24 protein-coding genes are annotated in these 22,559 nt (G+C 65.9%); 10 read left to right on the top strand and 14 right to left on the bottom strand.

The genetic code is table 11. From position 1 onward, the window contains the following. Positions 1–246 precede the first annotated feature (246 nt). Both A5790_RS02160 and A5790_RS02155 read left to right on the top strand, forming a co-directional pair. On the top strand, positions 247–2,328 hold the full coding sequence (locus A5790_RS02160; protein WP_066841097.1) for a RecQ family ATP-dependent DNA helicase: 2,082 nt from the start codon (positions 247–249) through the stop codon (positions 2,326–2,328). A gap of 217 nt (positions 2,329–2,545) precedes the next feature. Beyond that, positions 2,546–2,956 (top strand): hemophore-related protein, encoded by a 411-nt coding sequence (locus tag A5790_RS02155; RefSeq protein ID WP_082961537.1) that lies wholly within the window; start codon positions 2,546–2,548, stop codon positions 2,954–2,956. Between the two features lie 59 nt (positions 2,957–3,015). On the opposite strand, the gene A5790_RS02150 is transcribed toward A5790_RS02155, so the two are convergent. The 4 genes from A5790_RS02150 to A5790_RS02135 form a co-directional block, all read right to left on the bottom strand. After that, positions 3,016–3,228, bottom strand: a complete 213-nt coding sequence (locus A5790_RS02150; RefSeq protein ID WP_066841093.1) for a hypothetical protein — start codon at positions 3,226–3,228, stop codon at positions 3,016–3,018. Position 3,229: 1 nt separating this feature from the next. Continuing rightward, a complete protein-coding gene (locus tag A5790_RS02145; RefSeq protein ID WP_066841090.1) occupies positions 3,230–3,430 on the bottom strand; it encodes a hypothetical protein in 201 nt (66 codons plus the stop codon). A 12-nt stretch (positions 3,431–3,442) separates the two neighbouring features. Further along, positions 3,443–5,023 (bottom strand): hypothetical protein, encoded by a 1,581-nt coding sequence (locus A5790_RS02140; RefSeq protein WP_066841088.1) that lies wholly within the window; start codon positions 5,021–5,023, stop codon positions 3,443–3,445. A gap of 131 nt (positions 5,024–5,154) precedes the next feature. Continuing rightward, positions 5,155–6,078: an IclR family transcriptional regulator gene (locus tag A5790_RS02135; RefSeq protein ID WP_066841085.1), complete on the bottom strand. Its 924-nt coding sequence runs from the start codon at positions 6,076–6,078 to the stop codon at positions 5,155–5,157. 84 nt (positions 6,079–6,162) lie between these two features. On the opposite strand from A5790_RS02135, the gene A5790_RS02130 reads away from it, so the two are divergent. The 3 genes from A5790_RS02130 to A5790_RS02120 are packed head-to-tail and all read left to right on the top strand — an operon-like array spanning position 6,163 to position 9,217. Further along, a complete protein-coding gene (locus A5790_RS02130) occupies positions 6,163–7,290 on the top strand; it encodes a hypothetical protein (RefSeq protein ID WP_066841084.1) in 1,128 nt (375 codons plus the stop codon). Between the two features lie 2 nt (positions 7,291–7,292). Beyond that, entirely contained in the window at positions 7,293–8,075 is a 783-nt protein-coding gene (locus A5790_RS02125; RefSeq protein ID WP_066841083.1) for an SDR family oxidoreductase, read from the top strand. After that, positions 8,072–9,217 (top strand): sulfotransferase, encoded by a 1,146-nt coding sequence (locus tag A5790_RS02120; RefSeq protein ID WP_066841081.1) that lies wholly within the window; start codon positions 8,072–8,074, stop codon positions 9,215–9,217. The genes A5790_RS02125 and A5790_RS02120 overlap by 4 nt, the downstream gene beginning before the upstream one ends. A 14-nt stretch (positions 9,218–9,231) precedes the next feature. Here A5790_RS02120 and A5790_RS02115 read toward each other — a convergent pair whose 3' ends face one another. From A5790_RS02115 to A5790_RS02105, 3 genes are all read right to left on the bottom strand, one after another. Continuing rightward, positions 9,232–9,816 (bottom strand): sensor domain-containing protein, encoded by a 585-nt coding sequence (locus A5790_RS02115; protein WP_369829756.1) that lies wholly within the window; start codon positions 9,814–9,816, stop codon positions 9,232–9,234. A 109-nt stretch (positions 9,817–9,925) separates the two neighbouring features. Next, positions 9,926–10,381 carry a hypothetical protein gene (locus A5790_RS02110; RefSeq protein WP_066841076.1) on the bottom strand — a complete coding sequence of 152 codons (456 nt, stop codon included), beginning with the start codon at positions 10,379–10,381 and terminating at the stop codon, positions 9,926–9,928. Beyond that, the gene (locus tag A5790_RS02105; protein WP_064399196.1) at positions 10,378–11,544 is read right to left on the bottom strand and encodes a Rieske 2Fe-2S domain-containing protein; all 1,167 of its coding nucleotides are present in this window, start codon (positions 11,542–11,544) and stop codon (positions 10,378–10,380) included. Before A5790_RS02105 ends, A5790_RS02110 begins: the two co-directional genes overlap by 4 nt. 131 nt (positions 11,545–11,675) lie before the next feature. On the opposite strand from A5790_RS02105, the gene A5790_RS02100 reads away from it, so the two are divergent. Continuing rightward, positions 11,676–12,206: a gamma carbonic anhydrase family protein gene (locus tag A5790_RS02100; protein WP_066841074.1), complete on the top strand. Its 531-nt coding sequence runs from the start codon at positions 11,676–11,678 to the stop codon at positions 12,204–12,206. Here A5790_RS02100 and A5790_RS02095 read toward each other — a convergent pair whose 3' ends face one another. Then, positions 12,207–12,830 (bottom strand): hypothetical protein, encoded by a 624-nt coding sequence (locus A5790_RS02095; RefSeq protein ID WP_066841072.1) that lies wholly within the window; start codon positions 12,828–12,830, stop codon positions 12,207–12,209. A gap of 142 nt (positions 12,831–12,972) precedes the next feature. On the opposite strand from A5790_RS02095, the gene A5790_RS02090 reads away from it, so the two are divergent. Next, positions 12,973–13,965: an MOSC domain-containing protein gene (locus tag A5790_RS02090; RefSeq protein ID WP_197506047.1), complete on the top strand. Its 993-nt coding sequence runs from the start codon at positions 12,973–12,975 to the stop codon at positions 13,963–13,965. On the opposite strand, the gene A5790_RS02085 is transcribed toward A5790_RS02090, so the two are convergent. The 5 genes from A5790_RS02085 to A5790_RS02065 are packed head-to-tail and all read right to left on the bottom strand — an operon-like array spanning position 13,962 to position 18,524. After that, the gene (locus tag A5790_RS02085; protein WP_064425075.1) at positions 13,962–14,378 is read right to left on the bottom strand and encodes a nuclear transport factor 2 family protein; all 417 of its coding nucleotides are present in this window, start codon (positions 14,376–14,378) and stop codon (positions 13,962–13,964) included. The two genes, A5790_RS02090 and A5790_RS02085, sit on opposite strands and share 4 nt — an antisense overlap. Beyond that, positions 14,375–15,253: a TIGR03619 family F420-dependent LLM class oxidoreductase gene (locus tag A5790_RS02080; RefSeq protein ID WP_064399363.1), complete on the bottom strand. Its 879-nt coding sequence runs from the start codon at positions 15,251–15,253 to the stop codon at positions 14,375–14,377. The genes A5790_RS02085 and A5790_RS02080 overlap by 4 nt, the downstream gene beginning before the upstream one ends. A gap of 11 nt (positions 15,254–15,264) precedes the next feature. Next, the gene (locus A5790_RS02075) at positions 15,265–16,440 is read right to left on the bottom strand and encodes a thiolase domain-containing protein (protein ID WP_064399192.1); all 1,176 of its coding nucleotides are present in this window, start codon (positions 16,438–16,440) and stop codon (positions 15,265–15,267) included. Beyond that, entirely contained in the window at positions 16,437–17,504 is a 1,068-nt protein-coding gene (locus A5790_RS02070) for a thiolase domain-containing protein (protein WP_064399191.1), read from the bottom strand. Before A5790_RS02070 ends, A5790_RS02075 begins: the two co-directional genes overlap by 4 nt. Before the next feature lie 15 nt (positions 17,505–17,519). Then, positions 17,520–18,524, bottom strand: coding sequence for a Zn-ribbon domain-containing OB-fold protein (locus tag A5790_RS02065; protein ID WP_064419344.1), 1,005 nt, complete (start codon positions 18,522–18,524; stop codon positions 17,520–17,522). A gap of 58 nt (positions 18,525–18,582) precedes the next feature. On the opposite strand from A5790_RS02065, the gene A5790_RS02060 reads away from it, so the two are divergent. The 3 genes from A5790_RS02060 to A5790_RS02050 are packed head-to-tail and all read left to right on the top strand — an operon-like array spanning position 18,583 to position 21,603. Further along, positions 18,583–19,623, top strand: coding sequence for an LLM class F420-dependent oxidoreductase (locus tag A5790_RS02060; protein ID WP_064425076.1), 1,041 nt, complete (start codon positions 18,583–18,585; stop codon positions 19,621–19,623). Between the two features lie 55 nt (positions 19,624–19,678). Further along, the gene (locus A5790_RS02055; protein ID WP_066841070.1) at positions 19,679–20,398 is read left to right on the top strand and encodes an acetoacetate decarboxylase family protein; all 720 of its coding nucleotides are present in this window, start codon (positions 19,679–19,681) and stop codon (positions 20,396–20,398) included. Beyond that, positions 20,395–21,603, top strand: coding sequence for a cytochrome P450 (locus A5790_RS02050; RefSeq protein WP_066841067.1), 1,209 nt, complete (start codon positions 20,395–20,397; stop codon positions 21,601–21,603). The genes A5790_RS02055 and A5790_RS02050 overlap by 4 nt, the downstream gene beginning before the upstream one ends. A gap of 134 nt (positions 21,604–21,737) precedes the next feature. On the opposite strand, the gene A5790_RS02045 is transcribed toward A5790_RS02050, so the two are convergent. Beyond that, positions 21,738–22,538, bottom strand: a complete 801-nt coding sequence (locus A5790_RS02045; RefSeq protein ID WP_066841065.1) for a crotonase/enoyl-CoA hydratase family protein — start codon at positions 22,536–22,538, stop codon at positions 21,738–21,740. Positions 22,539–22,559: the final 21 nt, after the last annotated feature.

The raw sequence follows: 22,559 nt of genomic DNA, 5'->3' as shown, positions 1-22,559 counted from the left end.
TCGTTCGCGTGCAGGCAGGCGCGCCGGTATGCACGCTGCGAATCCAGGTACCGTGTGCCGCAACCATATCCGCAGCGATACCCGTGCAAGATTATCGTCACATCCTTCCTGCGAGTGGCGCGCGCGGGCCAGGACAGGCGAGGACTTGCAGTTCTACGGACACGTCAGCCGCATACCCTTGAGTCTTGAGTAACCCTGCTCACATGTCGGTGCGAAACTGTCGCACCCGCGAGGCACGATGAAGCGGTGATCAACCGTGCGCAGGCCCAGGAGATCCTCGAGCAGCTGGCCGGTCCGCAGGCCGTGCTGCGCGACGACCAGTGGAGTGCGATCGAAGCGCTGGTCGTGCACCGTCGGCGCGCGCTCGTCGTGCAGCGCACCGGCTGGGGAAAGTCGGCGGTCTACTTCATAGCGGCCAAGCTGCTGCGCGTCGAAGGACACGGGCCGACGGTGATCGTGTCGCCGCTGCTGGCGCTGATGCGCAACCAGGTCGCCGCCGCCGAGCGGGCTGGTGTCCACGCGGCCACCATCAACTCGAGCAATGTCGCCGAATGGGCTGAGATCCATCGGCGCGTGCGGACCGGAGAACTCGACGTGCTGTTGGTCAGCCCAGAGCGGTTGAACAATCCCGACTTTCGCGATGCGGTGTTGCCCGCACTGGCGCACGACGCCGGGCTGGTGGTCGTCGACGAGGCACACTGCGTGTCCGATTGGGGCCACGACTTTCGGCCCGACTACCGGCGGATCCGCACTTTGATCGCCGAACTCGGCGCCGACATCCCGGTGCTGGCAACCACCGCCACCGCCAACGACCGGGTGGTCGACGACGTCGCGGCCCAGTTGGGCGTCGGCGGCGGCGACACTTTGGTGCTGCGGGGCGGACTGGACCGCGAGTCGTTGCGACTGTCGGTCGTCAACGCCGGCAACCCTGCACAACGCGCGGCTTGGCTTGCTGCACACCTCGATTCGTTGCCCGGCTCCGGGATCGTGTACACGTTGACCGTCGCGCAGGCGCACGACTTCGCCGCGTTGCTGCGTGAACAAGGTCATTCGGTGGCGGCCTACACCGGCTCGACCGAAGCCGCCGAGCGCGAACAACTCGAGGCCGACCTGCTGGCCAACCGGGTGAAGGCGTTGATCGCGACGTCGGCGCTCGGGATGGGCTTCGATAAACCCGACCTCGGATTCGTTGTGCACCTCGGTGCGCCGTCCTCGCCGATCGCGTACTACCAGCAGGTGGGCCGCGCCGGCCGGTCGACGGCCAGCGCCGAGGTGATCCTGCTGCCGGGCCGTGAGGATCAGGATGTCTGGCGTTACTTCTCGTCGGTGGCGTTCCCGTCGGAAGCGATGGTGCGCAACGTGATTCGTGCACTGGATTCGGAGCGGCCGCAGTCAACGGCCGCATTGGAGCCGATGGTCGACCTCAACCGGACGCGGCTGGAGATGGTGCTGAAGGTGCTCGATGTCGACGGGGCGGTGCGGCGGGTGAAGGGCGGCTGGGTCGGAACGGGCCGGGAGTGGGTGTACGACGATGCCCGCTATCGCAATCTCGACGAGGCGCGCAAACGTGAGCAGCAGGCGATGCTCGACTATCAGGTGACCGACGGCTGCCGCATGGCGTTCCTGCGCGCTCAGCTCGATGACCCCGAACTGGCCGAGGGAGAGCGGTGCGGCCGCTGCGACAACTGCACAGGTTCGCGCTATGACGCCACGGTCGATGCCGCCGCCGTGGACGACACCCGCACGCGGCTCATGCGGCCCGGGATCGAACTGACGCCGCGCAAACAGTGGCCCTCGGGGCTTGGCGTTCTCGGGTTGGACCTCAAGGGCAAGATCTCCGACGGTCCGGAACCCGGTCGAGCGATCGGACGGCTGACCGACCTCGGCTGGGGCGGGCGCCTGCGGCGCCTGCTCGACGAACCGGATGCGGAGGCGTCCGACGACGTGGTGCAGGCCGCTGTGCAGGTGCTGGCGGCGTGGAAGTGGGAGAGTCGCCCGACCGCGGTGTTGGCGCTCGACTCGGACACGCATCCGCTGTTGATCACGTCGCTGGCGCGGGCACTCGCCCGGCTCGGGCGACTCAGCGATCTGGGTGTGCTCCGTTACGCGCCTGGGCGCAGGCCGGTGACCGCCAAGAATTCGGCGTACCGCGTGGCCGCGCTGAACGGTGCGTGGATGCCGCCCAACCTGGCAGGTCTCGTCGACGGCCCGGTGTTGTTGGTCGACGATATGACCGACACGGGCTGGACGCTGACGATGGCATCGCGGCTGGTCAGGACGGCGGGGGCCCCAGCGGTGCTGCCGTTTGCGGTGGCCAGCGTGAGCTGACGGCTCTTCGACGGACGGCCGTCTGAAGTGCGAGTTTCCCCGGTCACCCCGGGCGCTTAGCGGGTTGTTTGCGGGCACCAGCTGCGTGCGATCAACCGGTTAGTGCGAACGCTGGCCGCTCGAATACGCGTCTGCGCTGGGGTTTGTTTAGGCCTCCCCCGGGGTCGGTTACGCCTTACGGAGCGGCCACCGAGTCGCAGACCGAAGGAGTGATTTGATGAAGCTGTCCGTAACGACCGTTCGACGCGGCCTGTACGGCATGTTCGCAGGCGGTCTACTCGCGTTCGGGTCCGCGGCGATCGTGACACCGGTCGTCAATGCCCAGCCGGCCCCCGCGCCGACGCAGGACAACACCTGCAGCGTGAGCGCGATCGCCAACACCTCGAGCACCGTGTCGGCATCGACCAGCACCTATCTCGCCTCGAACCCCGAGGCCAATGAGGCGCTGACGGAGATCGCCACGAAGCCGCAGGATCAGGCCACGCAGGACTTCCGCGCCTACTTCGCGCAGAACCCGCAGGTCGAATCCGAGCTGAAGGCGATCAACCAGCCGGTCACGGAGATCTCGACCCAGTGTGGTGTCGAGGTGAATCCGACACCGATCTCGGCTGCGTTGACTGACGCATAACCCATGAACGACCTTGTGGCGCCGGCTGCCAGCTGGCGCCACAAGTGTCTTCGGGGCCACTACGGATTGAAGAGCACGGGCCCGCCGGGACCGATCGGCACCACCTCGTATGTGCCGTCGCCGGTGCGCTCCGGGTTCTGGCCCGGATCGGCCGTTCCCGCCGAGGGCGCCTGGACGACTTCACCAGGGCTCTTCGGCGCGGTCTGTGCTGTCGCGGGCGGCGCAGCGCAGTGGGCTCCGTTCGCATCAGAGGACCAGACCCCACCGGACATATCAGCAGAACCTCAGCTCCTCGCCCGCCTGCTGCGGACCAATTTCGCCGGCTTCTTGCCGATCGTGTATTGCTTTGACACACGTGTCGTACGCACCGATATCCCACTCGTCCTTGGCGTGCGAGACGCCGGGCGGCACAAGCACGCCGATCGCAATGGCGATCGCTGCGGGGCCGAACACCCACAACGAATACTTCTTCATCTTGGTTCTCCTTCAGTCGATCACTTGCTCATCGGCTGATTCCCCCGCGAATGCAGTGATGAGATGACGGAACCACCGTCGCGAACAGCGGTTGCAGATGCGTTGCAGCGCCGTTGCAAAGATCAGCGCGCTGACCTCTGGTCCGCCATCCTGCAGGTAGCGCACCATGCCGAGCTCGGCGCATCGGTCCCCGACGCTCGCCAGCAATCGTGCCGCTTCGGTGACTCGGCCGGCGGCACCCAACGCGGCAATCAGCAGGCGATTCGCTTGGAGCAGTGCGCGCGGACGCCCCTGCGGCTCGAGCCTTTTGACCCAGGCCATGGCGCGTTCACAGGCCAAATCGGGATCGGTGCCGAGTAGCCGCAGTATCTCGGCCTCGTCGCGGAGTTGAACGGTGATCTCGGCGCCGATTCCGCCGACGGGCGTCGATCCGATGTGGGCGGTGTCCTCGGACCCGAGATTCAGCCGTATCCGCTCCACGTCCACGGCGGCGCCCAGCCGCGAAAGGCCCACGGCAGTCGCTACTTCCGATCCTTCGTCCAGCAGCCTGCGAGCGGCGTCGTGCCGTCCGAGCGCGACCTTGATCCGCGCCCCGGCGCAGCAGCGCGCGATCATGAACTCCACCGGCGGCCCGCCGCCCGTGCCGAACCGGCCGCTGTCTTCGAGCAGGCGGTCGGCATCGCTCAGTTCTCCGCGCTCGTAAAGCAACTCCGCCAGCAGCGCATAGGCGACACGTGCGGCATGCGAATAGGGCGCCTGCGATTGCCTGGCGATCCGCACCGCATGGCGGAGCCGACGTTCCGCTTCGCCCATGTCGAGCTGTTGGGAAGCGGCCATCGCAGCCAGACAGAGTCCGTAAGTCAAGACGAACGAGTTGCATCGATAGTGGTAACCGGTGGCCCAGTCCTGCCATCGGCGGGCGGCGACGAAATCGAACCGAGAGATCTCGAGGAAGGAGGCGACGTTCGCCGCGGTGCCGACGACAAACGGCGGCAAAGACTCCGGTCGGGCCAGGCACTCTGCGAGCAACTCTTCAACGCCGTCCCCACGGTCGGCCCAGACTTCGACGAGTGCTCGGAAAACGTCGGCCTCGACGCGCATGTCGCGGACCTCAGACGGTGGCAGGGCACGCGCTTCCAGCGCTGCCTCGAACGCGTTCAACGCGATACGCGCCTGTTCCGGCTGTTGCAGGATGCTGTGCGCACGCGCCAGGAAAAGTTGCAGCCGCGGGCTGAGCGTGACGAGACGAGGCGGCAGTGTGGCGACCAGCGCCTGCAACGTCGACAGCTGCGCTTGCTGTACCAAGTCGACACCGTGCCGATCGATCAGCTCGATGGCGCGGTCCTCGTCCCCGGCGACCACTGCATGCCCGATCGCCTCACGGATCATGTTGTGGTCGGCGAACCAGCTGGACGCCGTCGCATGCAATTCCGGGATGCGTTGCGGCTGGTCGCATTTGAAACGCCGCCGCAGGAAGTCGGCGAACAACTGGTGGTAGCAGAACCACTCTCCCTCGTCGTCGAGCCGACGAAGGAACAGGTCGCGCTTCTCGGCTTCGTCGAGCAGCGCTTGCCCGTCGGGAACACCGGCCAATGCGCATGCGAGATCACCGTTACCGCCCCGACCGGTGCGACCGGTGCGGCTTGAAGACCCCCAGACGCGATTCCGGTTACCCCTGAACCGCTCGGGCAAAACGCACCGAACAAGATTTTAGGTTTGCTGTGCTAAGTGATGTCGCGGCGCTTGAACCCGCCCAACTGTTCGGTCACCGCGTCGGCCGTTGCCACCAATCCTCGCGCCCGCTCGGTGATCTCGTTGTCGGTCAATGCCTTTCCGATGTGCATCGAGACCACCATGATCTGTCGCTGGTAGTGGTCGTACACGGGTGCCGAGATCACGCTGATGTCATGGCGTTTGCGGCCGGTGCCGTTCTCGTCGCGCAGGTAAACCCGTTCGCCGATGTCGGAGACCAGTTCACCGAGCAGCACACGCAACTCGTCAGGCAACTGTGTCGACATCCCCGCCATCAACGAATACAACCGCCGCCCGCCGGGCGTCAGCCGCTCGACCAGGTAACCGTCCGCGCGGCATTCGGCGATCACCCGGTGCAACCGTTCGGTGTCCGTGCGCAGAGGCGTGCGCGTCAACACCGTCGGCTCCTTGGCCAACCAGTCGCGTTGCGCCTCCTCGTCCCAGAGCACGAACATCAAGCCGACCGGCGGTGCGAACGGATAGCTCTGCCCGACCTCGACGCCGGCACGGACGCCTGACGGGGATACGAGGTCGAGCACCGTGATGCGGTCATCGACCACCGCCGACAGGGCCGCCGTGACGCCGAAGCGGGACGACAGCCGGCGCAGTTCCTCGCGGGCGGCGGGGCTCACCCGCAACGCCTCTTGGGCCCGGTGCCCGAGCGTGATCAGCGACGGGCCCAGCCGGTACGTTTTGTCGCTCGGATCGCGCACGAGATACCCCGCATCGGCGAGCGTACTGACCAACCCTAGGCAGGTCGGCTTGCTCAAACCGGTGCGCCGAGCCAACTCTGAGACGCCGAACCGCTGGTCGGGGTGGCCGGCCAGGAAGTCGAGCACGCGCACCACGCGCTCGGTCGGCGGCGACGCACGACCGGAGGTTTCGGTTGAGCTCATGCGCCCAGGCTACTGTCCGTTCCATATTTGGACCATAGCGGTCGGTATATTGACTAGTGCTAGAACGCGTTCTAGTTTCGCAGTGTGTACTCCCAACCGCTTATCGACGCGATCGCCGAAGCCGAGCACCTCGTGTCCACCGCGCCGTTCATCGAATCGGAAGCCGACCTGCTCGAGGGTCTGCAGTACCTCGCCGGATGCGTCGCAGCCTGCACCCACCTGGCGTTCGACTACGACCGCGACCATCCGTTCATGCAGTCCGGGACGGGGCCGTTCACGAAGATGGGTCTCGACAATCCTGACGCCCTCTACTTCGGCACCCGCGTGCAGGCCGGCCACGAGTACGTCGTCACCGGTAGGCGGGGCACCACGACCGACCTCGCCTTCCAGATGCTCGGCGGGGAGTACACCGACGACAACGTCCCTGACAGCCAAGCCGCGTTCGACGACCGCGAACTCGACATCGCCGAGGACGGCACCTACGAATGGCGGTTCACGCCGACAAGCCCGTCGCAGTTGGTGGTCCGCGAGGTCTACAACGACTGGTCGGCGCAGCGCGGTTACATCAGCATCGCGCGGACCGACACCGCAGGCACGGCCCCGCCGCCGCTGAGCAAGGCGACTATCGAGAAGCGCTATGCCGTTGCCGGCAAGCAACTGGTCCAGCGGGTCAAGACGTGGCTGCAATTCCCGCAGTGGTTTTACAACACGTTGCCGGTGAACACGATGGTGGCGCCACGGCTCACCCCGGGCGGCCTGGCCACGCAGTACTCGTCGGTCGGCCACTTCGACCTGGCACCGGACCAGGCCATGATCATCACGCTGCCGGTGAGCGAAGCTCCGTATCTCGGATTCCAGCTCGGCAGCCTCTGGTACATCTCGCTGGACTACATCAACCACCAGACATCGCTGAACGGCACTCAGGCACAAGCCGATCCGGACGATAGGATCCGCATCGTCGTCTCCGACGCCAACCCCGGCGTCACCAACTGGTGCGAGACGCTCGGTCACCGAAAAGGATATCTGCAGTTCCGGTGGCAGCGCCTGTCACGCGCGCTGACCGAGGCGGACGGTCCGACGGTCGAGGTCCTCGACGTGGACAGGGTCGCCGACGCGCTGCCCTACTACGACAGCAACAAGATCTCCGACGACGACTGGCGTGCCAGGATCGCGTTGCGACAACAGCAGATTCAGAACAGGATGGTGGGCTGACCATGGCCGGGATGCTCGATGGAAAAGTCGTCGTCATCAGCGGCGTCGGACCCGCGCTGGGCACGACGCTCGCGCGCCGGTGCGCCCAGGAGGGCGCCGACCTCGTGCTGGCCGCCCGCACGGTCGAACGGCTGGAGGACGTCGCCAAACAGGTGACCGACCTGGGCAGGCGGGCGCTGTCGGTGGGCACCGACATCACCGACGACGCGCAGGTGAACAATCTCGTCGACGAGACGATGAAGGCGTACGGCAAGGTCGACGTGCTCATCAACAACGCGTTTCGGGTGCCGTCGATGAAACCGTTGGCCAACACCACGTTCGAGCACATGCGTGATGCGATCGAGTTGACCGTCTTCGGTGCTCTGCGGCTGATTCAGGGGTTCACCCCTGCGCTGGCGGCATCCAACGGATCCGTCGTCAACGTGAACTCCATGGTGGTTCGTCACTCGCAGGCCAAGTACGGCGCCTACAAGATGGCCAAGTCGGCGCTGCTGGCGATGTCGCAGTCGTTGGCCACTGAACTCGGCGAGCAGGGTATCCGGGTGAATTCCATTCTGCCGGGCTATATCTGGGGCGGGACGTTGGAGAGCTACTTCAACCATCAGGCCGGCAAGTACGGCACCACCGTCGACGAGATCTACAAGGCGACCGCGGCCGCATCCGATCTCAAACGGCTGCCCACCGAGGACGAGGTGGCCTCGGCGATCCTGTTCATGGCCAGCGAGCTGTCGAGCGGAATCACCGGCCAGGCACTGGATGTCAACTGTGGGGAGTACAAGGCGTGAGCGCACGCACGGACGTCGGTACGGTCGAGGATCTGCACGCTTCGGCGACCAAGGCCTGCGGCCTCGACGACTTCGGCAGCGACGACGACAACTACCGCGAAGCACTCGGGGTGCTGCTCGAATCCTACCGCCGCGACGCGGATCTCACCGAGTTCGGCAGCAAGATGCAACGGTTCTTCGTGCGCAACGCGCTGGTCGCCCGGCTCGTGTCGGAAGCGGCGTGGAAACAGCACCCGCAGCACGCCGACGTCGCGATCGAGAAGCCGATCTTCGTGACGGGTCTGCCCCGCACCGGCACCACAGCCATCCACCGACTCTTGGCCGCCGACCCTCGGCACCAGGGTCTCGAACTGTGGCTGGCGGAATACCCGCAGCCTCGGCCGCCGCGCGAAACGTGGCCCGAAAACCCGGTTTTCGCCCAACTCGACGCCCAGTTCAGCAAGGCCCACGCGGAGAACCCGGACTACACCGGGCTGCATTACATGACCGCCGACGAGGTCGAGGAATGCTGGCAGCTGCTCCGCCAGTCGCTCCATTCAGTGTCCTACGAGACGCTGGCCCACCTCCCGACATACTCACAATGGCTGGCCAAACAGGACTGGACGAAGCCCTACCGGCGGCACCGCAAGAACCTTCAGTTGATCGGTCTCAACGAACCCGAGAAGCGGTGGGTCCTGAAGAACCCGAGTCACCTGTTCGCGCTCGACGCGCTGTTCAAGACGTATCCGGACGCGCTGGTCATCCAGTGTCACCGGCCGCCGGAGACGATCATGGCCTCGATGTGCTCGCTGGCCCAACACACCACCGAGGGCTGGTCCACCATGTTCGTCGGGGAGACGATCGGACGCAATTCGCTGGAGACCTGGTCGCGGGGACTGGAACTGTTCAACGCCGAACGAGCCAAACACGATCCGGCCCAGTTCTACGATCTCGACTACTTCGAGCTGATCAAGGATCCCGTCGGCGCTGTGGCCGACATCTACCGTGCGTTCGGAATCGAATTCACCGACGCGGCGCGTGACGCGGCGACCGCGACTCACGAAGAGAGCAAGAAGGGCCCACGGGCACCCAAGCACACCTACTCACTGGCCGATTACGGTCTGACCGACGACGAGGTCAAGGAGCGCTTCAGGGGGCTGTGATTTCGCGCCCCGGCTCAAGCGGCCGTGTTGGCCAACTTCTCGATCCGCTCGAGCGCGTCCTCGGCCAGGGAACGCACGTCGTAGCCATTCGCGGGACCGCATGTCGAGATCTCGATCGCGGCGTTGTACGCGGCGACCAGCGCGCTGTCGCAAGCCCAGTCGTCACCCTTGAACGACCACAGCAGAATCTCGGGTGAACCGGAATCGACCTGTGGTAGAAGTTCGAAGAGATATTCGCGTTCGGCCATGCTGGTCACCCGAAAGGTCATGCCCTGACAGGAGTCGATCGTGCGTTTCGCCTGTGCGAGCGCGCTTTTGGCGTCGAAATCGGCGCGGTAGACGCCGACCATCTCCTCGACGTACACGTCCAGACCGCCGTTGACCGTCATCCAATGCCCGCCGTCGTACGCCGCGGGATCGTGATCGACGATGAACGGCGGATCCACCTCACGCGCCACGCCCGCGCAGCCGTCGGGGTCGACGGACACGAATAGGTTGCCGTCGCCCTTGGTGACGTCGGGGCTCAGCAGGTCGCCGACCTGTCCGGCGGTAATTGGGGCGATCGGCGGTTCGGCTGTCGGCTGCGGGCTGTCAACCACCCGCGTGCAGGCCGCAGCACAAACCGCGAACAGACAGAAAACTGCCCAAAACCGCCGCATTTCGGGCAACTTTACGTCTCTGGGCCGGCAGAAGCTCGCGAAAAGACAACTAGCCGTCGCCGGGGGAGGGTGCCGACGAGATCTCCTCCAGGCATCCCTCGGCCACGGCGTGCTTGATGCTGTCGGCCAGCCGAGGGCAGTTCTTCTCGCGGGCCGGCTCGCCCCCGGACTCGCGAATCTCGGTGAAGTACGCACACCGTCGCGATGCCTCGGTGTTCCACTGCACCGACGTGTGAGCCGGCCCCAGCTTTTTGACGTCCACCGAGACGTGGCAGAAGCGGCAGTCGACCGACACCAGGCCCGACCGCAGATAGCGTTCGCGGTCCCGTTGGGTGGCTTCTCGCAGCGCCGCCGCCCGTTCGGCGCCGAAAGAGGGCGCCTTCGAGGTGATTCCGGGTGCCGAACCGCCGTGACCGTGGCCGTGGTCGTCGTCGTGCGCGCCATGCAGCATCAGCATCGCCCGGGCCAGCCGGTCGACATCAGGAACTTCGTCGCGCGGACTCATGACGAGGTCTGCTCGGCTCTTTCCTTCTCGTCCTTCTCTTCGGCCTGACGCTTGAGGTTCTCCTCGACCTCGACATGCCACTTCTCGTTGGCCGCCGTGGTGTCGACCTCGATCTCGAAGCGGTCGGTCATGTCCGGGGTGACGTCGGCGACGTCGACGTAGAACTGCTGATACCACCGACGCATCTGGTACACCGCACCGTCCTCCTCGACGAGGAGCGGATTGTCGATGCGCGTCTTGTGCTTCCAGATCTCCACGTCCTGAAGGAAGCCCTTGCTGACACCCTCGGTGAACGTATTGGCCAGCTTCTCGGTCATCTTCTCGTCCAGGCCCTTGGGCTTCTCGACGATGACGCCCCACTGCAACATGAAGGAGTTCTGCGTGACGGGGTAGTGGCAGTTGATCAGGATCGACTCGGCCTTGTATCCGCCGTAGTTGTTGTGCAGCCAGTTGATCATGAACGACGGGCCGAAATACGACGCTTCCGAGTCGAGGTGCGCCTCACCGTAGGTGGTGCCCATGTCGTTGATGTCAGGCCGGCCCACGTTGTGCAGGTACTGCGACGCGATATGGCCCTCGAAGACGTTCTTGAAGTACGTCGGCAAGCCGTAGTGGATGTAGAAGAAGTGCGCCATGTCGGTGACGTTGTCGATGATCTCCCGGCAGTTGGCGTTCTCGATCAGGATCGAGTTCCACTTCCAGTCGGTCCACTCGTCGCTTTCGACCTCCGGGATGTCGGGGATCCGGACCTCAGGCTGGGGCGGATTGCCCTCGTGGTCGTGCCAGACGAACAGGAGCCCGCCGCGAACGTCGGTCTCCCAAGCCCGAGTGCGGGCCAGCCGCGGTGTGCGCTTGGCGTAGGGCACCAGCTTGCATTTGCCGTCCCCGCCCCAGCGCCAGTCGTGGAACGGGCAGGCCACCTCGTCGCCCTTGATTGTGCCCTGGGAGAGGTTTCCGCCCATGTGGCGGCAGTAGCCGTCGAGCACCTTCACATCGCCGTGCGAATCGGCGAAGACCACCAGCATGGTGCCGAAGATCTCGATGCCGTGCGGCTTGCCGTCCAGGTAGTTCTTCACCGGGCCGAGGCAGTGCCAACCCCGGGCGTACCGGTCGGGCAGGGCGCCGGTGTCGATCTCACGAATTCCCGCGCTGTTGGTAGTCACGGTGGGCCTCCCGGTTCTGTGTCTCTAACTAGAACACGTTACAGTTTTTCCCGCTCCACACGCAATCTATGCAGGTAATCCGCCCCCTCATGAAGCGCTCATTGCCACTCAACTAGGGGTATAACCAAACGATGCCGTTGTACTCCTTCGAGGGGCGCGCACCGACGATCGATCCGGACGCGTTCATCGCGCCGACGGCCACGCTGGTCGGTGACGTGCACGTCGAGGCGGGCGCCTCGGTCTGGTTCAACGCGGTCCTGCGGGCCGACTTCGCTCCGATCGTGGTCCGCGAGGGCGCCAACGTGCAGGACTGCTGCATCCTGCACGCCCCGCCCGGCATCCCTGTGGACATCGGACCCGGCGCCACGGTCGCACACGCGTGCGTCGTGCACGGTGCGCACATCGGCGCGGAGGCGGTGCTCGCCAATCACTGCACGGTGCTCGACGGCGCGGTCGTCGGCGCGCGCACCATGATCGCGGCCCACTCGCTCGTCGTCGGCGGCACGAAGATCCCCGACGAGGTGCTGGTGACAGGGGCGCCCGCGAAGGTGCGCGGCCCGATCGCAGGAACCGGCGCGGAGATGTGGGTGAACACCAATCCCGGTGCGTACCAGGAGTTGGCTCGCCGGTACTCGACGGGTCTGCACGCCGTCGAGGAGTGACTACCGCGGCTCCGGCAGGCCGGTGCGCAGTGCGATGTCCTGCATCCTGCCGACGTTGATCACGAATTCGTCGGTGGTGGCGTCGCCGAGTGCGCTCTGAAATTCCAGTCGCACCAGCGCCGGACCCCGCGTGAACAGCAGCATCGTTACTGCCTTGCTGCGGTCGACCGACTCGCCGACGGCGATGATGCCGTCTGCGCCCACCGGAGCCGGTCGCGGTGTCGCGTCGGCGACCACCTGGTTGAGCTGGGGTATGGCCTCGCGCAGTGTTCGGGTCGCGGTTTCGGCATCCGGGTAGATCACGACCGTGTTGGCGATCGCACGCGTGTCGTCCTGGTTGACGAAAAGGGCGCTCGCGCCGGGCAGACCGCCGGGGGCCGGGTTCGTCGACTGGACGGTGAAGGTGTCCTCGTCGTCGCTGAGATCGGACGCCTGTAGCAAAAGGCGGCTGTAGTCGACGGTCGTGTCCGGCTTGTCGGTGCCGCTGGTCGTGGGGGCGTCAGGCGCCGGAGAGTCGGCTGGCGACGTGGTCGAGGTCGGGGTGCCCGTGTCCGGACCTGTGGCAGCCGGGTCGCAGCCGACGGCGGCAGCGCAGATCAGCGCCGCCGTGGCGGCCGCAGACATCGACTTCAGACGGGTAAGACGGCGGTTCTCAGGCAATGCGATCGGACTTCGTGCTCGAGAGTCGGGACAGAGATCAATAACTCAACGTACCGACCTGACCATCGACGCTGGTTACGCGTACTGCGGGCGGTACGGTGGCGCCATGACCATCGGCCAAGTTGCCCAACTGTGGCGCCACCCGGTCAAGTCGCTGGGCGGGGTCAAGGTGGACGAGACCCATATCGGTCCGCGCGGAGTGCTCGGCGACCGGCTGTGGGCGGTTCGTGACCTCGAACGCGACATCACGGCTTCGGCGCGACGCATTCCGCTGCTGCTGACCGCAACGGCTCGCTACGCCGACCCGCTGCCACCGGACGCGGGCCCCGGAAACGTGCCCGAGGTGGAGATCACCTTCCCCGACGGCACTGTTCTGTCGAGCCGCGACCCCGCGGTGCACACCAAGCTCTCCGAACTGGTGGACCGCGACGTCCGGCTCACCGCGCTGCCGCCCGCCGAGGACACGAGCCTGCACCGCATGCGGCTGCACAACCGGAAGGACGCCGTGGCCTCGGCCCAGTTACGCGCCGACTTCGGGGTCAACGAGGGCGAGAAGCTTCCCGACCTGGCGAAGTTCCCAATGGGCGAGCTGTTGAAGCTCGGCCGCTATTCGACGCCGCCCGGCATGTTCGTCGATCTCGCTCCGGTGCACATCCTGACCGCCACCAGCGTGGCTGCCATCGCTGACGAGATCGGTGACGACGTCGACGTGCGGCGGTTCCGGCCCAATGTGCTGATAACGCTCGACGACCCGGAAGGGGACCTCCCCGAATCGAGCTGGGTGGGCGCCGAAGCCAGGATCGGTGATGTGGGCCTCGACGTCATCTCGCAGACCGTTCGCTGCGTCGTGCCCAGCCGAGCGCAGCCGGGACTCGAGGTGGACCGCAGGATCACCCGCGCCGTGGCCGGCCGCGCCCAGCGGTGCCTCGGTGTCTACTGCACGGTCCCGCGGCCCGGCATGGTTCGGGTGGGCGACGCCGTCGACGTCCGGACGGTCTCCCCGTCACGTCCGAGGAAGCTGCTCGACGAAACCACGATGAGGGCCAAGCGCTTCACGCTCGGTCTGGCCACCGCAGCCGCCGACCGGATCTTCCGTTAGAGCTTGCGCGCGCTGGCGGTGGCGCGGTCCAGCTCCCAATAGGCGCGCAGCGCGACCAGTTTGCCCTCGTCGTCGACGCGGTAGGTGAACACGCCCTCGGCCGTCACCTCGTAGCCCGCGGACTGGATCACGATGCGCCCGACGTTGGCTTCCTCGTTGCCGCACTGGAACGTCTCGACAAAGTCGAAACGCAACTCGCTGGGCGCGATCGCCTTATCGTAGAACGCGGCGATGGCTTCCTTGCCGCGGTGGCCTTGGCCCTCCGGGTCGAAATGCGACGGTCCGATCGGGTCCTCGACAACGGCGTCCTCGGCGAAGTTGTCCAGCCATGCCTGCTTGTCGTGGGCGATCGCCGCCTCGCGGGATCGCTTGCCCGCCAGGTGGACCGGTGCGTCGGGGTTGGTGACGGTCACTGCTGCCAGCCCGAGTGGATGTAGGTGTCGGCGAAGCGCTTCATCGAATCCTGTTTGTCCTTGAGCGGTGCGTCGAAGCCCAATCCTTCGAACACCCAGGGCATCACGATGTTGTCGGTGACGCCGGATTCGGCGAGTTCACGGTGGCCGTCGACGCCGAACTTGTCGATGCACACCGCTTGAAACTCGAACGGTGCGTCGGCGCGGCCGTATTCGGCAAGCAGCGCCTTGAGCTTGGCGATCGTCTCGGCCAGCTGCTCACCGGTCATCATCGCGCTGGTCCACCCGTCGCCGACACGCGCCGCGCGCTTGAGCGCGACGTCGGTGTGGCCGCCGACGTAGAACGGGACCGCTGCGGTGGGCGCCGGGCTCATCTGCAGCTTGTCGAAGTCGTAGAACTCGCCGTGGAACTCGACCATGCCGCCGGCCAGCACGAGTTTGATGACCTCGATCATCTCGTCGACCCGCTTGCCGCGCTTGGCGTACGGCTGGCCGCACCACTCGAACTCCTCAGGTGCCCAACCGATCCCAACACCGAACCCGAACCGGTTGTTCGTCAGGTTGGCCACCGACCCGACCTGGCGGGCGAGTAGCAGCGGGTTGCGTGAGCCCAACTTCATCACGTTGGTGTAGAAGCGCAGCGTCGACGTCACCGCACCCATCGCGCCGGCGGCGATCAGCGGGTCCACCCACGGGGTGTTCTCGTCCCACATCCGCGAGCCATCCGGGGTGTAGGGGTAGTCCGCCGATTGCTTCTCCATATAGAAGATGGAGTCCGGCAACGCGATCGAGGTGAAGCCAACCTCCTCGGCGGTCCTGGCGATGTCGACGAGCTGATCGATCGGGCACATCGGCACCGCGCACGTGTACTGCATCCGGGTCACGGTCACGCTGCCGGCTTGTCGCTGGAAACCACCCACATCGAGTAGTACTGCGATCCGCCGCCGTAGGCGTGACCGAGCGCCTTGCGGGCGCCCTCGACCTGGTGCTCACCGGCCTTGCCCATCACCTGGATCGCCGCCTCGGCGAACCGGATCATGCCCGACGCGCCAATGGGATTGGAGGACAGCACACCGCCAGAGGCGTTGAGCGGGATGCGTCCGCCGATCGCGGTCTCCCCGGCCTCGGTCAGCTTCCAGCCCTCTCCCTCCGCTGCGAAGCCGAGGTTCTCGAGCCACATCGGCTCGAACCAGGAGAAAGGCACATAGATCTCGGCGACGTCGATCTCGTCGATCGGGCTCGTGATGCCCGCGGATTCCCACAACGCCTTGGCCGCGTCGCGGCCCGCTTGCGGATTGACCTGATCGCGACCCGAGTACGCCAGTGGTTCGGTGCGAAGCGCGGTCGCGTGGATCCAGGCGACCGGGTTGCCGTCGGCCAGACGCTGGTCGGCAATCTCCTCATTGCCGATCACCAGTGCGCAGGCGCCGTCGGAGGACGGGCACGTCTCGTCGAATCGGATGGGGTCCCACAGCATCTGCGATGACATCACCTTCTCCAGCGTGATGTCGGGCTGATGCAGATGGGCCAACGGGTTCTTGGCGCCGTTGAGCCGGTCCTTGACCGCGACCATCGCACCGATGTGGTTAGGTGCGCCGGAGCGGCGGATGTAGGCGCGCACGTGTGGGGCGAAGTAACCGCCTGCGCCCGCGCCGACGGGTTTGGTGAACGGCACCGGAATGCTCAACGCCCACATGGCGTTCGACTCGGACTGCTTCTCCCACGCCATCGCCAGCACGCGCCGGTATTTGCCGGACTGCACGAGGCTGGCGGCCACCACCGCGGTCGAACCGCCCACCGAACCGGCGGTGTGCACGCGGATCAACGGCTTGTTCGTCGCACCGACGGCATCGGCCATGAACAGTTCGGGCATCATCACGCCCTCGAAGAAGTCCGGCGCCTTGCCGACCACCACCGCGTCGATGTCGTCCATCGTCGCGCCCGCGTCGGCCAGCGCCTTGTCGATGGCTTCGCGCACCAGGCCGTTCATCGACACGTCCTGGCGCTTGGCGACGTATTTCGTCTGTCCGGTGCCCAGTACCGCAGCCAGTTGCTTGCTCATGACCGTCCTTCCAGGACCGCGACCAGATTCTGTTGCAGCGCAGGCCCGCTCGTGGCATGCGCCAACACCCGCTGCGCGGAGCCGGTGAAGATGTGTTGTGCGGCGAACCCGATGCGCTCGAGGCCCGCGGAGAACATCGGGTTGGCGGACAACGCTCCACCCGACGGGTTGACCTTCGTCTTGCCGCCCAAGCCGATCGCCTCGGTGAGGATCAGGTGCTGGTGGCTGAACGGCGCGTAGATCTCGGCCACTTCGATGGATCCCGCGTCACCGCCGGTGGCTGCCTGTGCGGACGCTGCCGTCGACGGCGAGGTGGTCAGATCACGGGCGCCCAGTATTGGCGTCTCGATGCGATGTTCGATCCCGGTGATCCACGCGGGGTTCTCACGGAGCTCACGTGCCCGGTCACCGGCGGCGAGCACGATCGCCGACGCGCCGTCGGTGATCGGCGCGATGTCGTGGCGGCGCAACGGATCCGCGAAGTACGGACGTTCCAGGAGTTCATCGATCGATTTGGCCGGCTTCTCGCTGTCGGTGCGGCCGGCGGCCGTCATCGCGTCCAGCGCCACCTGCGCCATCTGCTCGGCGGTCCACTTGCCGGCGTCCAGTCCGAACCGCGCCTGCAGGCCGGCCATCGACACCGCGTCCGGCCACAGCGGGGCCACGCTGTACGGGTCGGTCTGCAGCGCCAGCACCCGGCGCAGCACACCCGCGCTGGACTTGCCGAAGCCGTACACCAGCGCGGTGTCCACCTCACCGGTGAGGATCTTGATGTAGGCCTCATAGAGCGCCCACGCCGCGTCCATCTCGACGTGCGACTCGTTGATCGGCGGCACCGCACCGATCGAGTCGATCGCGGAGATGAATGAGAAAGCCCGGCCCGCAAGATAATCCGACGAACCCGAGCACCAGAACCCGATATCGGTCTGCTTCAGGCCGAGCTCGTCGTAGAGCTGATGGAAGCACGGCATCAGCATTTCGACGCCGTTGGTGGTCCCGTCGGTGCGCCGTACATGTGGTGCGTGCGCGAAGCCGACGACCGCTACCCCGTTGTCCGAAGTCATGAAATGAAAGCCCCTTTACAGGTGGTGCTTGTAGGAGTCGTAGTCGGCGTCGGGCTCACCCGTCGGCCGGAAGTGGTCGATGTTGTCGATGCCCAGGCCCCACTCCTCGCGCGGTTTCCAGACCGCTTCCACGCGCATGCCCATCCGGACCTCCGACGCCTCGATCTCGGTCACCAAGTGCAGGAAGGGAATGTCGGCGCCGTCGAGCAGCACGTAGGCGGCGACGTAGGGCGGTTTGATGCGCTGCCCGGCGAACGGGATGTTGATCACGGCGAACGTGGTGACGGTGCCCTTGTCCGAGAGTTCGAGGAACTCGTCGAGCGCGAGACCGGTGGCGGGGTCGGCCTCTCTGGGTGGGAAGTACACCTTGCCTGGCTTGCCGTCACGGCCGTGCTTCGAGCGCGCCCCGAGCAGCTTGCCCTCCTCGAGCGCCCGCAGGAATGTGCTTTCGGGCAACGATGCGGTGTGCTGGATCTCGATCGACGACGGCGACACCTGCACCGTCACCGGGTCGCGGTCGTCGGGCTGACCCTCCGGTTCCGCCTCGTCGCCGAGGGCGAAGTACGCGATGTCGGTGATGGCGCCGACGGGTTGGTCGACCCAGTGCGCGTGCACCCGCGCGCCGGTGCTGATCGCGTCGGACGACTCGGCATCGACCGCGTGCAGCAACGGGGTGTCGGCGCCGTCCAGTTTGATCAGGGCCCACGCGAACGGCCGGTCGAGAGGCTGACCCTGGAGCGGGGCCGGCTGCCAGGTCCACGAAACCACGGTCCCGACACCGGCCACCGGTACGATTTCCGTCAATCGCTCGTAGGTCACGGGATCGAACTCGGCAGGCGGCACGTGCACCCGCCCATCCGAACCGCGCACTCCGACGATGCGTCGCTCGCGCAGGGCGGTGAAGAACTGGGACAGGAGTGGTCCGACTGAACGGGTGTAGTCGAATGAGAGCTTCAGCGGCGCGGAAAGCGGCCGCTCATGCGGATCGATCTGCACCGGGCTGCTTTGGCTGGTGGTCACGGCATCGAGTAGAACAGGTTCTAACAATGGTTTCAAGACACCGTTATGAGGTCTGCAAATGAAGCTCGGACTGCAATTGGGGTATTGGGGCGCGCAACCGCCTGAGAACCACGCCGAACTGGTCGCCGCCGCCGAGGAGGCCGGCTTCGACACGGTGTTCACCGCCGAAGCCTGGGGCTCGGACGCCTACACACCGCTGGCGTGGTGGGGCCGCGAGACCAAGCGCATGCGGTTGGGCACGTCGGTCATCCAGTTGTCGGCGCGCACTCCGACCGCGTGCGCGATGGCGGCGCTGACGCTCGACCACCTCTCGGGCGGACGGCACATCCTGGGGCTCGGGGTGTCTGGACCGCAGGTCGTCGAGGGTTGGTACGGCCAGCGCTTCCCGAAGCCGTTGGCGCGCACCCGTGAGTACGTCGACATCCTGCGTCAGGTGTGGGCTCGCGAAGCGCCAGTGCGCAGCGACGGCCCGCACTATCCGCTGCCGTTGAGCGGTGAGGGCACGACGGGTCTTGGCAAGAACCTCAAACCGATCACCCATCCGCTGCGTGCCGACATTCCGGTGATGCTGGGCGCCGAAGGGCCGAAGAACGTCGCACTGGCCGCGGAGATCTGCGATGGCTGGCTGCCGATCTTTTACTCACCGCGCATCGCCGACATGTACAACGAGTGGCTCGACGAGGGCTTCGCCCGCCCCGGCGCGCGCCGCAGCCGCGAGGACTTCGAGATCTGCGCGACGGCGCAGGTGGTCGTCACCGATGACCGCGCCGAGATCATGGAACTGATGAAGCCGCATCTGGCGCTTTACATGGGCGGGATGGGCGCCGAGGACACCAACTTCCACGCCGACGTCTACCGCCGGATGGGTTATGCGGAGGTCGTCGAGGACGTGACCAAGCTGTTCCGCAGCGGACAAAATGACGGCAAAGAGCGAGCGGCCAAGATCATCCCCGACGAGTTGGTCGACGACTCGGCGATCGTCGGCGACCTCGGTTATGTGCAGGAACAGATCAAGGCGTGGGAGGCGGCGGGCGTGACGATGATGGTCGTCGGCGCGCGTTCGCCCGAGCAGATTCGGGATCTCGCCGCGCTTGTGTAGACCTCGAGTAGACACTTCCTTGCTAGTTGTCTACCCGGCGTTCTAGATTGACGCGATGACCCAGCACACCATCGCAGGCACGGTGCTCACCATGCCGGTGAAAATCCGCAAGGCGCATCAGCACATGGCGATGTTTTCGGTGGACGCCGACGCCGCTCAACAATTGATCGACTACAGCGGTCTGAAGGTCTGCCGGTTCCTGCCGGGCCGAGCGATCGCGGTGCTGATGCTGATGCGCTACGAGGATGGCGACCTCGGCCAGTACTACGAGTACGGCACCAACGTGATGGTGAACCCGCCGGGATCGGATGCGACGGGTCCGCGGGCTCTGCAGTCCGCGGGTGCGTTCATCCACCACCTGCCGGTCGATCAGGCGTTCACGCTGGAGGCGGGAACCAAGATCTGGGGTTATCCGAAGGTGATGTCGGAGTTCACGATTCGTGACCGGCACACCTACTCGTTCGATGTCACCATCGACGGCCAGTTCGCGGTCGGCATGGATTTCCGCCCCGGCCTACCGGTTCCGGGCAAGTTCACCGCCAAGCCGCAGGCTCACCCCACGTACTCCTGTCGCGACGGCGTGGTGCGCCGGACCGTCGGCGAGATGAAGCTGAGCGACGTGCGCTACCGGCCGGGCGGAGCCAGGGTCCGGCTCGGCGAACATCCCTATGCGAAGGAGCTGGCCTCGCTAGGCTTTCCCAAACGCGCTTTGTTCTCCGGTTCGGCTGGGAACGTGGAGATGTCGTTCGCGGATGCAGAGGAGCTTCGATCGTGACCGTTACGGCGCCGCAGACCAAACCCGATGTCGACCTGACCGACGGCGCCTTCTACGCCGGCGACTCGCGGTCGGTCTACAAGTGGATGCGCGAGAACGAGCCGGTCTTCCGCGACCGCAACGGATTGGCTGCTGCGGCAACCTATGCCGCCGTGATCGAGGCCGAGCGCAACCCCGAACTGTTCTCCAACGCCGGCGGTATCCGACCCGACCAGCCGGGTGTCGAGATGATGATCGAGATGGACGATCCGCAGCATCTGCTGCGACGCAAGCTCGTCAACTCCGGCTTCACGCGTAAGCGGGTCAAGGACCTCGAGGGCTCGATCGAGAACCTGTGCGACACGCTGATCGACAACGTGTGTGAGCGCGGCGAGTGCGACTTCGTCTGGGACATCGCGGCGCCGCTGCCGATGGCCGTCATCGGCGACATGCTCGGCGTCCGTCCCGACGAGCGCGAGATGTTCCTCAAGTGGTCCGACGATCTGGTGGGTGCCCTCAGCAGCACCGCGGACCCCGAGGAATTCCAGGTCACCATGGACGCCTTCGCCGCGTACAGCGAATACATGATGGGCATGATCGCCGCGCGCAAGGACGAGCCCACCGACGACCTGGTCAGTGTGCTGGTGCACGCCGAGGTCGAGGGCAGCAAGCTCGAAGACCATCAGATCGTCACCGAGGTGCTGTTGCTGCTGATCGGCGGCGACGAGACCACTCGGCACACGCTGTCCGGCGGCACGCGGCAGTTGCTGTTGCATCCCGACCAACACCGGCGGCTTGCGGCCGATCTGTCGTTGCTGCCCAACGCGATCGAGGAGATGCTGCGGTGGACGGCGCCGGTGAAGAACATGGCGCGGACGCTCACCGCCGACACCGAGTTCCACGGCACGGCCCTCAAAGAGGGCGAGAAGATGATCCTGCTGTTCGAGTCGGCCAACTTCGACGAAGCGGTTTTTGAGCGTCCTGAGTCTTTCGATATCGAGCGCTATCCGAACAACCACTTGGCGTTCGGCTTCGGCACCCACTTCTGCCTCGGTAACCAGCTCGCGCGGCTTGAGCTGTCGATCATGCAGACCAAACTGCTGCAGCGACTGCCCGACCTGCGGCTGGCCTCCGGCGACGAGTTGCCGTTACGCCCCGCCAATTTCGTGTCGGGGCTGGAGCGGATGCCGGTGGCGTTCACGCCGACGGCGAAAATGCTCGGCTGACACGCTTGCCGGACAGGCCGCGGTTAGGGCGCCGTTTGTGAAACTGCCGACGGAATCTGCCCGAAAATGTCGCAGGTTTCACAAACGGGGACGCTAACGCGCGGGAGCCGGGCGATGACGCCGTCAGGCGACCACTACTTCATCTGGAAGTTCGGGGCGCGTTTCTCCTTGAACGCCCGCGGGCCCTCCTTGGCGTCTTCGCTCAGGAACACCGGGATGCCGTTGGCGGTGTCGGGCTTGAACGCCTCGTTCTCGTGCATGCCCTCGGTCTCGCGGATGGTCTTGAGGATCGCCTGCACGGCCAGCGGCCCGTTGTTGTTGATCACCTCGGCGATCTCGAGCGCCTTGTCCAGCGCGGTGCCGTCGGGCACCACATAGCCGATCAGTCCGTACTCCTTGGCCTCGGCGGCGGTGATGTGCCGTCCGGTCAACAGCAGATCGCACGCGATGGTGTACGGAATCTGGCGCACCAGACGCACCGCCGAGCCGCCCATCGGATACAGGCTCCACTTCGCCTCGGAGATACCGAACTTGGCGCTCTCACCCGCGATACGGATGTCGGTGCCCTGCAGGATCTCGGTGCCGCCCGCGATGGCCGGGCCCTCGACGGCGGCGATCAGCGGTTTCGTCAACCGGCGGCCCTTCAGCAGCGCGTCGATGCGCGACGGGTCGTAACTGCCGTCGGAGAACGAGTCGCCCGGCGGCTTGGCCGTCGCAGCCTTGAGGTCCATACCCGCGCAGAAGTAGCCGCCGGCGCCGGTCAGGATGCAGGTGCGGATCTCGGGATCGTTGTCGACGCGGTCCCAGGCGTCCACCATGATCGAGAGCATCTCGGTCGAGAGCGCATTGCGTGCCTCGGGCCGGTTCAGCGTCAGGATCAGGGTGTGTCCGCGCTGCTCAATGAGGGCGTCGGGGCCCTTCTGGGGATCACTCACGGGGGTTTGCCTTCCAGCGTC

The sequence above is a fragment of the Mycobacterium sp. 852002-51152_SCH6134967 genome (assembly GCF_001667105.1).
GTDB lineage: Bacteria > Actinomycetota > Actinomycetes > Mycobacteriales > Mycobacteriaceae > Mycobacterium > Mycobacterium neumannii_A.
Note: the sequence above shows the minus strand (reverse complement) of the source record. Positions and strands in the feature narration are given on the sequence as shown.